Origin of the sequence: Bremerella sp. JC817 (assembly GCF_040718835.1) — a bacterium.
GTDB lineage: Bacteria > Planctomycetota > Planctomycetia > Pirellulales > Pirellulaceae > Bremerella.
This window is the reverse complement of sequence record NZ_JBFEFG010000241.1, coordinates 99,317-112,570: the sequence shown is the minus strand read 5'-3', so window position 1 is coordinate 112,570 and position 13,254 is coordinate 99,317. Positions and strand designations below refer to the sequence as shown.

Here is a 13,254-nt window from a genome sequence, read left to right as displayed (position 1 = left end):
CTATGCGCCGATCTCAGCCAGGTATCCGCGTGAAGCAATTCACTTCGCCAAACTTTCCGAAGCCAAGACGTTTGTACAGAGACACCGCTTGCTCCGAAGCGCAGAGAGTGACCAGGTCGTAACCTTGCTCTTCAATCAGGGAGGTCAAAGTCAGCGTCAGCGAAGAGGCAACACCGCGGCGGCGATAGGCTGGCAGGACCGAGATGTTATAGATTCCTCCGGCATTCGATCCGAAGTAGGCAGACCCAACTCCGGCAGGTTCGCCATCGACCAGGGCTAAAACATGCTGCAGCTTGGCATCTTCATGAAGGCCAGCCTTTAGAAGAATCTTTCGCCAAGGTTCCTGCGGAAATGAGTTATCGCTGAACAAGCCCGTCATGATCTCTACCCACGTGCGAAGCTGCGGGGCAGAGCGGACGAGCAAAATCTCTACATCGAGACTCAGCAGTTCAAAATCGACCCCATACGGCCGCGCGGCCATCAAGGTTTCACGGGTTGTGTGTCGCAGGCCATGCTGGACGAGGGCTTCTCCCAGATTCGTTGGTCGAGTTGTCGGGCCAACCCACCAGGTAACCGGTAGATTTCGTTCGCGGAATGGCCCGACTGCGGCTTCGATCTCTTCGGCCAACTTCTCGTCGGCCAGGTTGGCAACAAAGATACTATTGAAATAGGGATGATCGATATCGCTGACGAGCCGGTACCAGCGATCCTCTTGGGTCAGCGAAACTTCCGGGCAGTTGGCCCAGTGCAGACAAAATTCGGTATCGTTTTGCTCGATCGCCAAGGCAATCGCCGCGTACTCGTCCGGCTCGAAATATTTCAACGGGGCATCTCCGGGAGATCGATCGAAAGGTCCGCTGCCTTTCCCTCACTCCCGGACACTGAAGTGGGAAAAGGGTTCACCGTGCGCGCCGTTTGATGCGTTGCGATATCTTCGATCTCGGTGGTCAGGCAGGTGTTCCTTTGGAACGGCGTTTTCTCTCGCGATAGACGAATTCGGCGTAGTCGATTTCGCGGACGATCTCCCAGTCGTTTTCGTCGAACTCAGGAAAGTAGCGGTCGCCGTCGTAATCTTTTTTGATCTCGCTGAGGTAAATCCAATTGGCCAGCGGAAGGGCCAGTGCGTAAATCTCGGAGCCGCCGGCGACGAAGATTTTCATTCCGAACGAATAGGCCTTTTCGAGGGCCTCTTCAATCGAGTGGGTGACGATCGCGTTGACATCGGGTTCGCCACGCGAAACGACAATGTTGTGAACGCTGGTTAAATCGGGCCCGAAGATCTCGTACGACTTGCGACCCATGATGACGGTTTGGCCGCGCACGTTATCTAAGAACGTCTGATAATCTTCCGGGATCTCCCACGGCATTCCGTCGCCAATTCCGATCACGCGGCTGGGAGTCATCGCACCAATCAGGATCACCGGGGGAGGGGAGTTGTCGGGACGCGTCATTTTTGAAAGCCTTTCAGCGAGGGGCAAGAAACAAAAAAAGCGGCTCGAGACCGAAGTCTCGAACCGCCTCAAACTACCAGGCCAGTACCTCAGACTCTCCGGCAGAGAGTCAAAGGAGCCGGTTTTGCAACGTTACGCACCGCAGCCACAATCGCTGGCGGGAGCAGCTTCGCCACCGCAGCATGGGTCGCAGCAAGGAACCGGGCAGCAAACCGTGACCGGAACCGTCTTGCAGACAACCTTAGGGACGCAGCGGGTCACCGTGTAAGCAACCTGCTTTGGCACACACTTGGCAACCTTGACGGTCTTCGTGGTGTGGACAGGCTTCTTGACGCAGTAAGGAACCTGCTTGGTGTGGGTCTCTTGGACCATCTTGCACACCTTGTAAGGAACTTCCTTGGTGTGGCATTCCTTCACCATCTTGCAGACCTTGTAGGTGCAAGTCTTGGTACGCTGTTCTGGCACCATCTTGCAGACCTTGTAGGTGCAAGTCTTGACGCGCTGTTCAGGAACCATCTTGCAAACCTTGTAGGTGCAGGTCTTGGTCTTGTTTTCCTTGACCATGTGGCAGACCTTGTAGGTGCAAGTCTTGGTGTGCTGCTCAGGAACCATCTTGCAGACCTTGTAGGTGCAAGTCTTGGTACGCTGTTCAGGAACCATCTTGCAAACCTTGTAGGTGCAAGTCTTGACGCGTTGTTCCTTTTCCATGCGGCAGACTTCGTAAGGAACCTGCTTCTTGATCACTTCCTGCTCGTAGCGAACGCAGTCGATGGTCTTTTCAGTGACTTCTGGAACCCAGACCTTTTTGCAGCAGGTCTTTGGTGGGCACTGAACTTCAACAACCTTGGTTTCGCCTGGGCAGTAGACGCACTTGCAGCAGCAAGGGTCCCAAGTCCAGCAACCTGGTTCCTGGATGCACTTCTTCACGACTGGACCAGGGATCGTTTCGGTCTTGGTTTCCCAGTGACCGCCACAAACCTTGACCGTCTTGGTGTAGTGAACCGGCTTGCAGACCGTTTCGCACACTTCACGCATCTTGGTTTCACGAACTGGCTTGCACACGGTGTAGCAGATGTCCTTGGTCTTGGTTTCCCAGACTGGCTTGCACACGGTGTAGCAAATTTCCTTGGTCTTGGTTTCCCAGACTGGTTTGCACACGGTGTAGCAGATGTCCTTGGTCTTGGTTTCCCAGACTGGCTTGCACACGGTGTAGCAAATTTCCTTGGTCTTGGTTTCCCAGACAGGCTTGCACACGGTGTAGCAGATTTCCTTGGTCTTGGTTTCCCAGACAGGCTTGCACACGGTGTAGCAAATGTCCTTGGTGCGGGTTTCCCAGACTGGCTTGCAGGTGGTGTAGTTCACCGTGCGAGTCTTGGTTTCCCAAACTGGCTTGCACACAGTGTAGGTGCAATCTTTGTAGCGCGTTTCCGTTTCGTAGGTCACGCAATCCACAGTCTTGTCTTCGTAGACCGTTTCATAAACAGTCTTGTAGCAGGTTTGTTCCTGCTTTTCGTAGACGACCTCTTTGCAGGTCTTGTTAACGGTATAGCACTGCTTTTTGCAGCACTCGTAAGTTGCTGGCTCACAACAGCCAGCGTTACGGAAGCTGAACAATCCGCCATAAGCGGCTTCAGCCGAGTTCGCCGAAAAAGCAGCCAACATGACCGCTAGGATCGGCAATCCCAATACAGCTCGCATTTTCCTTCTCCTTCGATGACAAAACGCCGTACGACTAAGGGCCTGGCCTGGTTTGGGCAAATCCTTGCCGTGTCCTGTGCCCTCAAACATTGAATCGTGCAATATCTCCTGCTATCGCCCGTTTACCTGGACTGCTTACTCAGAACGTCTTTTCTGGCTGTCATTGACTGCCCAAGTCGCCCATTCAGCTTCCAGATGTCCTTCTGTATCGTCAATTTGGGATGTCTGCTTGAGATCGAACAAATAGGTGTTTTTCAAATCCTGGGAAGAGTGCGGTGAATGCACAGAGTGCATGCATCAGTTTGAATGCGCCAATTGAGCATAGTGCTACTTGCTGGGCGCGTTGTAACGATCGCAGGGCCTTCGTCACTTGCACGAGAAATGCGGTCAAAACTGAGTGTTGGCGAGAATTTGGCCCGTCGTTGGGCCGACATGAAGGCACTGCTGGCATTGCCGTGATGTCAGCTTCCCCTTAGCCAAAAATTGGGGCTGGTATTTAGGCGAAATATTCTTGACCGCGCCACGCTGTGACGTATCTACCTTCAGATGGAAACAACAACCGCTGCATTTGACGTAGCTTTATATTGCCCCCGCGGAAGAAAACCTGACTGGCCTAGCCGTGAGAAACAGAGCTTGCCCGCCAGTAATTTATGACTTGGAGTCTTGGGACATGTCGCATTCAAAGAAAAATGGTTTTACGCTGATCGAAGTGCTGATCGTCGTGGTGATCCTGGCCGTTCTGGCAGCTACGGTCATCCCGCAATTCACCGACTCGACCACCGATGCCAAAAAGAGCAGCGTGCTGTTCAACTTGCACACGCTTCGCTCGCAGATTCAACTCTATCGAGCTCATCACGATGGCAAGGTCCCTGGGGCCGCGCTGACCGAACTGACGATCGCCACCGATGCCGATGGCAACGCCGGCGGTTCGTTTGGTCCTTACCTTTCGAAGATCCCGGTCAACAACTTCACCAACAGTGCGACTGTTTCTTCGACCACCGGAGCACCTTCGGCAGTCGTTGAAGGGGCCGGCTGGTTGTACGACAGCACGACTGGTGAAATCTGGGTCAACGATGCGGACCTGCTCAACGAATAATCGCCCCGGCGAGAACTCGAAAAGATTTCACAAAAGCCTGACTGCATCCTCAGTCAGGCTTTTGTTGTTTCTTGTTGGTCCCCAGGATCCGTAACCACCCTTGTTGGGCAGTTAGCCCAGAGAGTAGAGTTGAAATACCCTGATATTCACCGATCCGAGAAACAACCTAGGGCGCTTCCGCGTCACTGCGATCACGCACGTCATGGCGAAGAGCAAAGACAATAAGAAGTCTTCCAGCGATCAGCGCGTCTCTAAGGCTGTAGTCAGTCGTCTGAGTCTCTATCTTCGCGAACTATCGCGGCTGGAACGCAATGGAATCGAGACCACCAGCAGTACCAAGCTGGGCGAGATGCTGGGCTTTTCCGATGCCCAGGTTCGGAAAGACCTGGCGAACTTCGGCCAGTTTGGCTATCCCGGGGTGGGGTATCGCTGCTCCGAGTTGATTGCGACCATTCGGCAAATCATGGGGACCGATCAACGCTGGCCGGTGGCCCTGGTGGGAGTCGGTAACCTCGGTCGCGCACTGCTGGGGTATCGCGGATTTTCCAACCAGGGTTTCAATACCGTGGCCGCCTTCGATCTCGACCCAAAAATTGTTGGATCGGAAATTGAAGGAATTCCGGTTTACAGTCTCGAGAACGTCGACAAGATCGTTGAAGAGAAATCGATTCAACTGGCGATTCTCGCCGTGCCTGCTGCGGCAGCTCAAGAAGTCGCAGAACGGCTCGTGGCTGCGGGGATTCGAGGGTTTTTGAACTTTGCCGCGGTCACCCTTCGCTTGCCGGACGAGGTGACGGTAATCGGAGTCGACCTGGCGATCGAGATGGAGCAGTTGTCATTCGCGATGACTTCGCGGATGAATAGCTAGTTTGCCCCTGAACCGAATCTTTGTTGTGGGGTCCTCTTGTCGAAACGAAAGGTTTTCCGGTACTATCTATAGTCCCTGAAACGGGAATTACCCCCTAGTGTAATGGTAGCACTACAGATTTTGGCTCTGTCAGTCGAGGTTCAAATCCTCGGGGGGTAGCTAAGCACGTCTGAAAATGGCGTGCTTTTTTTATGCGCGGTTCATCCCCCATGGGCCGAGATACCTTTCTGCTAAGGGGATTTTATCTTGCGAGTGTTGGATGGCTAACGTTCGGAAGGCGACTTCCAGCGTAACATCTCAGTGGTGACGGCATCCCAATGGGAACCAACCCAACCACGATTGCCTCGCCGATGGCGAGGTAGCTTGTCGCCCTCAAGAGGAAAACCTATGGCGGGACACATCTGGTACCTCAAAGCATGCCGTCTCTTCGAGACTTGCACGACCGATCAGATTCAAAGGCTCGAGACTGCGAGCCGATCCAAGACCATCGCCAAAGGAAGTCCGGTCTATTTGCCGGCCGATCAAGCAGACTCGGTGCTGGTGCTTGCCAGCGGTCGCGTCAAAATCTGTCACCTGACCGGCGACGGTAAGCAGTCGATCCTGGCGTTCATCGAACCAGGCGAAATTTTCGGCGAGCTTGCGATCTTGGATGTCGGCAGCCGCGACGAATATGCCGAAGCGGTCGAAGAATCACGCGTCATCGCCATCCCAGGCGACGCAATGCGGCGTCTGATGGAAGAGCACGCCGATCTTTGCCTGGGGGTCACCAAGGTCATTGGCTTTCGCCGTCGACGCATCGAACGTCGGGTGAAGAACCTACTGTATCTCTCGAATCGCGAGCGGCTGAGTCATCTACTGCTGGAACTGGCCGAGCAGTATGGTCGAGAAACGCAGAAGGGAATCGAATTGTCGATTCGGCTTTCGCACCAGGATCTGGCGAGTATCGTAGGAAGTACCCGCGAAACAGTCACCGTCGTCCTGGGGGCGATGCAAACCGAAGGGTTGATTGAACTGGGACGCCGGAAGGTGATTCTGAAAGCCCCGGACCGTCTGGCCCATCAGATTGGGATCGAACCGATTCGTCTCGATTCGAACGTGCAGCGGAACACGCCTCCGACTGTCTATTTGCGACATTCCTTCGGAGCCTAAGACGGATCTTCCGGATGGTTGCCATATAAAAGGAGGCCACCTTGCGGAGGGTATCTCGAAAGCAATTGCCATGTCTGAACGCGAGCCTTGGATTAAATGCCCTGCTGGAGAGCTGTCGAAGCTTCAGCAGTCGCTCCAGGCACGCGACGCCCAGACGCTTTCTCGCCGGCGATTTCTGATAGCTGGGGGTGGGGCTGCCGCGGCCGTAGCGGGTGGTGGCTTGTTTGTCCTGACGTTGGGACAGGGACAAAAAGACTGCCAGAATCTGACCTGCATTGCAGCGGTAGAATTAATGCCGAGCTATATCGATGGCACGCTCACCGACCAGCAGGCCCGGACTTCGTTGGAAGCCCATCTCGACCGCTGTCCCAAGTGCCAGCGTCACCTGGAAGAGCTCGAAGCGTTGATTTAGCCTTCCGCTGGGGGGTTATTGACGATTTCGGTGGTTGCTGGTACCTTCATCAGCTTCCATTTCCCCTGCAGGAGTCTAGTAGGGGAACGACTAAGAACCGGGACGGTTTCCTTAACGGAAACCAGCCATGGTTCGACCGTCCAGCTACGACCAGATCGCCGAAAACTGTGTGGGAAGTGAGGTTTTCGGGCTCACGATAGGTCGCGGCATAGGTATCGCTTCCACTTGGCTGGTATGGCGCCAGCATAAGAGCCTGGGACGTTCGATCAGTGGCAACCCATTGAAAGAAAGGAATTTGCGCCATGTCCAGCGGACAACAGTTCGTTCAGGAACTCGTCGAATGCGGCATTCACTTCGGTCACCGCACCAGCCGGTGGAATCCGAAGATGGCTCCGTACATCTACGCGAAGAAGAACCAAATCCACATCATCGACGTCCGCGAAACGATTCGTGGTCTCCTGCGTGCCAAGAAGTATCTGGCCCAGGTCTCTGAAGGTGGTAGCCTCATTCTGTTCGTCGGTACCAAGCGTCAAGCTGGTGCTGCCATCGAACGTGAAGCCGAACGTTGCGGCATGCCGTTCATCAACGAACGTTGGCTCGGTGGTACGCTGACCAACTTCCGCACCATTCGTAGCCGCTTGAGCCGTCTGGAAGAGCTGGAACGAATCATCGAAGGCGATGAACTCGCCAAGTACTCGAAGAAGATGCAGTCGTCGCTGCAGCGTGAGTACCGCAAGATGTACCGCAACCTGAACGGTCTGCGTACGATGAACCGTTTGCCAGAAGCCCTGGTGATCGTCGACCCGAAGAAAGAAAAGAACGCCATCAAGGAAGCCCAGTCGCTGGGAATCACGACGGTGGCTTTGACCGATACCGACTGCGATCCGGATCAGGTCGACCTGCCAATCCCAGGCAACGACGACGGTATCCGTTCGATCGAAATGTTCCTGAAGCTGATGGCCGACGCTGCCATCGACGGCAAGCATCACGCTGCTCAGCAGACGGAACAAGCTGCCAAGTAAGCTTTGTTACCAGCAGAGGGGTCCCCGGTGAACCTTGAAGGAGAAATCAATCTCCTTCAAATGTTAACCGAATCGGCCTTCGCCGAGGGAATCCCGCAGCGGTAGAATTTTCCACGTAGAGCTCCCCAAATTCTTAGAGCGACCAAATTCGAGCATTGGAGATAAGACGATGACGGCAATCACCGCCGGTGCGGTCATGGCACTTCGCGAAAAGACCGGCCTTCCTATGATGGAATGCAAAAAGGCCCTGACCGAGTCGAATGGCGACGAAGAAAAGGCAATCCTGTGGCTGCGTGAAAACGGTAAGGTCAAGCAATTGAACCGTACCGATCGCACCACTGAATTCGGCCGCGTCGGCATTTACACCGATGGCGAAAAGGGTGCCATGGTTGAATTCAAGTGCGAAAGCGCTCCAGTTACCCAACTGGAAGAGTTCATCTCTTTGGCTGACGACCTAGCCAAGGTGCTGGCTGAAAACCCAAGCATCACCACCGCCGAAGAACTGTTGGCTCAGCCGTCCAACGTCAAAGCAGGTAGCACCCTGGGTGACCTCAAGGACGACATGTTCAACCGTATTCGCGAAGTCTTTAACGTAGGTCGTATGATCCGCGTTGAAGGTTCGACCGGTGGTTATAGCCACAACTCGAGCACCGTCAGCGGTGTTCTGGTGGAAGTCGAAGGCGACAACGCCGCTGCTGTTCGTGACGTTGCCATGCACGTGGCCGCCATGAGCCCATCGGTGCTGAGCAAGGACGACATCGATCCTGCTCTGGTCGAAAAGGAACGTGCGATCCTGAAGGCTGCTGCGATGAACGAAGATTCGAGCAAGCCTGAAAACATCATCGACAAGATGGTGGAAGGTCGTCTGCGTAACTACTACGCCCAGGTAGCTCTGCTGGAACAGCCGTTTGTTAAAGAACCAAAGCAGACCGTCGCTCAGTACGCCAAAGACAACGGCGTCACCATCAAGAACTTCACGCACTGGGTGATCGGCGACGACGCTCCAGCCGCTGAAGAAGGTGCTGAAGGCTAGTCCTTCCGGCGGATGCCAATCGATCAAAACTGAAAAATCCCTCGGGTTCATTGCCCGAGGGATTTTTTTATGCGCATCGTTCTCCTGCACAGGGCAAGCGATCTCGGTTAAAATCTGCCCACTGCGTCAACTTTGACACCATAGCCCCTGAGAACGGCCCAACAATGTCCGATACGCCTGAAAATGCTTCTCCCAAATACAAACGCATCATTCTGAAACTCTCGGGCGAAAGCTTCTCGAGAGCAGGCGAACGGGGGATTGCCATGGACGAAGTGGTCAGCATTTCGCGCCAGATTCGCCAGGCATCGGAACTGGGCTGCCAGATCGCTGTGGTGATCGGCGGTGGAAACATTCTCCGTGGTGGTCAGTTCAAAAATGAAAGTGCTTCCATCCAGGAAGCGACTGCTCACTACATGGGAATGCTGGCGACGGTGATCAATGGTCTGGCGCTGCAAGATGCTTTGGAAAGCCTCGATATGCAAACGCGTCTGATGACGGCGATTCATATGCATGGCGTGGCCGAACCATACATCCGCCGCAAGGCAGCTCGTCATTTGGAGAAAGGTCGCATTGTGATTCTGGCCGCCGGAACCGGCAGTCCGTTTGTCACCACCGATACTGCGGCCGCTCAGCGAGCTTTGGAACTGGAAGCCGACATCTTGATGAAGGCAACCCGTGTCGATGGCGTTTACAGCGACGACCCAGAAAAGAACCCGCACGCCGTTTTCTATCGTACGCTCGGTTTCGACCAGGTCGTCAGCGAGAACCTCCGCGTGATGGATGGTACCGCGATCAGCCAATGCCGTGAGCATGGCATGCCGATCCTGGTCTTTAATTTCAAGACCGACGGCAATATCCAGAAGGCTGTCCGAGGCGAACAGGTCGGCACGCTGATCAACCCGAAGTTGTAATTAACAGCGGTTGCTATCCGTAATGGATCGCAATATTGCACCTCCTCGGGCGAATTTCTTTTCATCGCAGAGGCGTTCGAATTGATTTTTCGAGGAGGTTCGACCCATGTCACCGCAGGTCTATCCAGCAAAAATCGCTCCCGCAATCACCGCTCTATTGGCCGGCGGGGCGATTCTATTATTGGCGCTGGGTGTGGTCACGCTCTTGCTTCCACGGTCCGGTGAGCTTCCCGCACTCGCATTTATGGCCACCGGTGGTCTGATGCAGGCGATCTGGATGCGGACGACCTACACCATCAACGGATCGCACCTGGTAATCTGGTCCGGGCCGATTCGCTGGCGAGTCCCGCTCGAAGCGATCACCAAGATCGAAAAGACTTCCAGCACGGCGCTGATGATGGGGGGGACTCATCTGAGATTCGCGCTATCGCCGGAAGCATTGATGATTTACTACGAGAAACGACCAGGCCAAAAATGGTTCGGGCTGGTCGAGCCTGCGGTATTGATTTCACCGCAGAATCGGGACGAGTTTATCCAAGCTCTGCAGGAAGCGGCTCCAGCGGCAAATGTTGTCACCGCATAGCCTTGGGGCAATTGATTCTGCCAACAGAAGAGGCTGGGGTTATCTTTTCACGCTGCATTGCGTGGTGTAGGTTATTCTCGGAGGCCAACCCCGCCTCCATGGTCAATTAGCGAGGATCATTCCTGCGAAAAAGGTAACAAGATGAACGCGGATCAAATCAAGCAAGACGCTACGCAGCGTATGGAAAAAGCGATCGACGTCCTGAAGAACGGCCTCAGCGGCGTTCGTACCGGTCGGGCCACCCCCGGCCTGGTCGATTCGCTGCGAGTGGAAGTTTATGGATCGCTGCAGCCGATCAAGCAGATTGCCTCGGTAAGCGTTCCAGAACCGAGCCAGTTGTTGATCCGTCCTTACGATACTGGTGCGATCAAAGACATTGAAAAGGCAATCGTCGCCAGCGATTTGGGCATGGCCCCGCAGAGTGATGGTCGTGTCATTCGTTTGAACGTTCCGCCATTGTCGACCGAAGTTCGTAAGAAGCTCGTTTCGCGTATTAAAGACCTGGCGGAAGAATCGCGAGTTTCGATCCGAAACATCCGTCGCGATGCCAACAAGGCTGCCGATACCGCGGAAAAGGACAAGACGATCAGCGAAGACATTCGCGACGACATCAAGACCGACGTTCAAGACCTGACCAAGAAGTTTGAAGATCAGGTCAACGAACTGGCTAAGAACAAAGAAAAGGAAGTGATGGAAGACTAGTTCGCTTCCTCGCTTCACCCAATCGATTATCGATCGAGATGAAATTCAAGCGGCACGCTTGGTCCCAGTGACTGATCGTGCCGCTTTTTTTGTGCGCTGGCCGCGATGCTTGAGGCAACGCTTGCAAGGGCTTCGCTCTGCTAGCGTTGGCAATGCTGGAATTCGTGGCAATGGCATCACGGAATCAATCTTGACCCGCTCTCGCGGTACTTCGTATATTCCGCTGCCCGAACCTAGTGGTATCGGAAACTCGAACACCTCTCCTTGAGAAAATCTTGCAAAAAATTTTTGGAGCAAGCGGAATGACTGGCAAGGATGCTACTCGCCGACTTCCCCTGGGTAAGTCCTGGGTACTGGCAGCCGTTGGTTTTGTGATTTTGACCGTTGGTGTTGTCGCCTGGCGACAAATCTCCGGAGGTCCACAACAGGCCGAAGCTCAAGCCCCGGTTCAACGCCAGGCTCAAGCGGCACCTTTGGCCGCTCCGGCTGAGGAAGTCGCCCCAGCTGGCCGCCCCAGCGGAAAGATTCAGACGGTCGCGGTTGTTAATCGTGAACCAATCACTCGCGATGCCCTCGGCGAAGAAACCCTCCGTCGTCACGGCGAACAGGTTCTCGAGAGCCTGCTCAATCGCCACCTGATCGCCATGGCATGCCAGCAGAATGGCATCCAGATCAGCGAAGCGGACATCGACAACGAAATCAACAATATCGCCAAGAAGTTCGGCCTCTCGGTCGATCGCTGGTTGGGACTGTTGCAGGAAGAACGTAACGTGACGCCTGGTCAGTACCGCCGCGACATCATCTGGCCAACGCTGGCTCTGCGAAAGCTGGCCGCCGGTCAGTTGGAAGTGACCGACGCCGAAGTTCAAGTCGAAATGGACAAGAACTACGGCCCGAAGGTCAAGGTTCGTATGATCTCGGTGAATGATCGTGGTCTGGCTGAAGAGCTGCGAGCCAAGGCAGCCGCCAACCCGGACGCTTTCCCGGACATGGCCAAGAATCACTCGCAAGACGTCAACAGCGCGGCTGCTCGCGGGTTGATCCCACCAATTCGCCGTCACATCGGTAACAAAGAAATCGAAGACACCGTCTTCGCACTGCAGGCTGGGGAAGTTTCTCCAGTGGTCTTCGTGGCCGGTCAGTACTTGATCTTCAAGTGCGAAGAGCACCTGTCTGCCGATGAAATCCCAGCAGGCAGCCTGAATGGTATCCGTCAGCGCATGGCCGACGTCGTTCGCGAATCGAAGATGCGTGAAGCCGCTGGCGACATTTACGAAAAGCTGCAGGCCAGTGCCCAGATCGTGAATGTTTACAACGATCCAAGCAAAGCTTCCCGGATGCCTGGGGTGGCCGCCACGCTGAACGGTCAGCCGGTCAGCCTGCAGGAACTAAAAGAAGAATGCATCAGCCGTCACGGGGTGGAAGTCCTGGATGGCGAAATCAACCGCAAGATCCTGCAGCAGGAACTGACTCGCCGTCAGTTGCAAGTCACCGAAGCAGATCTCGAGGCTGAAATTGTTCGTGCCGCCGATTCGTTTGGCTTCCTCACCAAGGAAGGCAAGCCCGACATGGAAGCCTGGTTGAAGCAGGTTACCGAAGAACAGGGCGTTTCGGTCGAACTGTATGTCCGTGATGCGGTCTGGCCAACGGTTGCCTTGAAGAAGTTGGTCGACGATCAGGTCAAGATTTCCGACGACGACATTCAGAAGGGCTTCGTCGCCAACTACGGCGAACGTGCCCAGGTCCTGGCGATCGTTCTGGACAGCCAGCGTCGTGCTCAAGAGGTTTGGGAAATGGCTCGCCGTAACCCAACCGAACAGTTCTTCGGCGAACTGGCACGTCAGTACTCGATCGAGCCAGTCTCGAAGAACAACGACGGTCAGGTTCCTCCGATCCGCATGAATGGCGGTCAGCCAACCATCGAAAACGAGGCCTTCCGTCTGCAGGCAGGCGAGATCTCGGGCATCGTCGCGGTTGGCAACCAGTACATCATTCTGTACGGGTTGGGTCGCACCAAGCCGCTGATCAACAACATCGAAGACGTTCGCTCGGAACTGGTCAAAGAACTGCACGAAAAGAAGCTGCGTCTGGCCATGGCCGACAAGTTTGAAACCCTGCGTGAATCGGCCCAGATCGACAACTTCCTGGCCAACACCACCCAGGCCGGTAAAGCATTCGACGCCGCCGTTCGTCAGCAGATGCAGCGTAAGTAAACGCTCGCTTCGCTGATTGAAATTCAACAAGAACCCGATCGTTCCCTCTGGATCGATCGGGTTTTTTCATGCGCCGAACTAGCTGGTATTTCGTTCGAAAAATTCCAGATGAAGTC

At 54.7% G+C, this 13,254-nt stretch carries 13 protein-coding genes; 10 read left to right on the top strand and 3 right to left on the bottom strand.

Features of this window, described 5'->3' with window-relative positions; genetic code table 11:
- Nucleotides 1–13: 13 nt before the first annotated feature.
- The 3 genes from AB1L30_RS02765 to AB1L30_RS02755 form a co-directional block, all read right to left on the bottom strand.
- Nucleotides 14–823 carry a GNAT family N-acetyltransferase gene (locus tag AB1L30_RS02765; protein WP_367011826.1) on the bottom strand — a complete coding sequence of 270 codons (810 nt, stop codon included), beginning with the start codon at nucleotides 821–823 and terminating at the stop codon, nucleotides 14–16.
- Nucleotides 824–947: 124 nt separating this feature from the next.
- The gene (locus tag AB1L30_RS02760) at nucleotides 948–1,451 is read right to left on the bottom strand and encodes a dihydrofolate reductase (protein ID WP_367011824.1); all 504 of its coding nucleotides are present in this window, start codon (nucleotides 1,449–1,451) and stop codon (nucleotides 948–950) included.
- 132 nt (nucleotides 1,452–1,583) lie between these two features.
- Entirely contained in the window at nucleotides 1,584–3,149 is a 1,566-nt protein-coding gene (locus tag AB1L30_RS02755) for a hypothetical protein (protein ID WP_367011823.1), read from the bottom strand.
- Nucleotides 3,150–3,819: 670 nt separating this feature from the next.
- On the opposite strand from AB1L30_RS02755, the gene AB1L30_RS02750 reads away from it, so the two are divergent.
- The 10 genes from AB1L30_RS02750 to AB1L30_RS02705 all read left to right on the top strand — a co-directional run bounded on the left by AB1L30_RS02750 (nucleotide 3,820) and on the right by AB1L30_RS02705 (nucleotide 13,138).
- The gene (locus AB1L30_RS02750; protein WP_367011821.1) at nucleotides 3,820–4,245 is read left to right on the top strand and encodes a prepilin-type N-terminal cleavage/methylation domain-containing protein; all 426 of its coding nucleotides are present in this window, start codon (nucleotides 3,820–3,822) and stop codon (nucleotides 4,243–4,245) included.
- A gap of 202 nt (nucleotides 4,246–4,447) precedes the next feature.
- Complete coding sequence (locus AB1L30_RS02745; protein ID WP_367011820.1) at nucleotides 4,448–5,113, top strand: redox-sensing transcriptional repressor Rex; 666 nt, start codon at nucleotides 4,448–4,450, stop codon at nucleotides 5,111–5,113.
- 387 nt (nucleotides 5,114–5,500) lie between these two features.
- A complete protein-coding gene (locus AB1L30_RS02740; protein ID WP_367011819.1) occupies nucleotides 5,501–6,262 on the top strand; it encodes a Crp/Fnr family transcriptional regulator in 762 nt (253 codons plus the stop codon).
- 70 nt (nucleotides 6,263–6,332) lie between these two features.
- Nucleotides 6,333–6,674 carry a zf-HC2 domain-containing protein gene (locus AB1L30_RS02735; protein WP_367011818.1) on the top strand — a complete coding sequence of 114 codons (342 nt, stop codon included), beginning with the start codon at nucleotides 6,333–6,335 and terminating at the stop codon, nucleotides 6,672–6,674.
- A 302-nt stretch (nucleotides 6,675–6,976) separates the two neighbouring features.
- Nucleotides 6,977–7,696, top strand: coding sequence for a 30S ribosomal protein S2 (rpsB, locus tag AB1L30_RS02730; protein WP_345084294.1), 720 nt, complete (start codon nucleotides 6,977–6,979; stop codon nucleotides 7,694–7,696).
- 169 nt (nucleotides 7,697–7,865) lie between these two features.
- Complete coding sequence (gene tsf / locus AB1L30_RS02725; RefSeq protein ID WP_367011817.1) at nucleotides 7,866–8,729, top strand: translation elongation factor Ts; 864 nt, start codon at nucleotides 7,866–7,868, stop codon at nucleotides 8,727–8,729.
- Nucleotides 8,730–8,893: 164 nt separating this feature from the next.
- Complete coding sequence (gene pyrH / locus AB1L30_RS02720) at nucleotides 8,894–9,640, top strand: UMP kinase (RefSeq protein ID WP_367011816.1); 747 nt, start codon at nucleotides 8,894–8,896, stop codon at nucleotides 9,638–9,640.
- A gap of 106 nt (nucleotides 9,641–9,746) precedes the next feature.
- Nucleotides 9,747–10,223, top strand: a complete 477-nt coding sequence (locus tag AB1L30_RS02715) for a PH domain-containing protein (RefSeq protein WP_367011815.1) — start codon at nucleotides 9,747–9,749, stop codon at nucleotides 10,221–10,223.
- Nucleotides 10,224–10,364: 141 nt separating this feature from the next.
- Nucleotides 10,365–10,925 carry a ribosome recycling factor gene (gene frr / locus AB1L30_RS02710; protein WP_367011813.1) on the top strand — a complete coding sequence of 187 codons (561 nt, stop codon included), beginning with the start codon at nucleotides 10,365–10,367 and terminating at the stop codon, nucleotides 10,923–10,925.
- A gap of 302 nt (nucleotides 10,926–11,227) precedes the next feature.
- Nucleotides 11,228–13,138 (top strand): peptidylprolyl isomerase, encoded by a 1,911-nt coding sequence (locus tag AB1L30_RS02705; protein WP_367011812.1) that lies wholly within the window; start codon nucleotides 11,228–11,230, stop codon nucleotides 13,136–13,138.
- Nucleotides 13,139–13,254 lie beyond the last annotated feature (116 nt).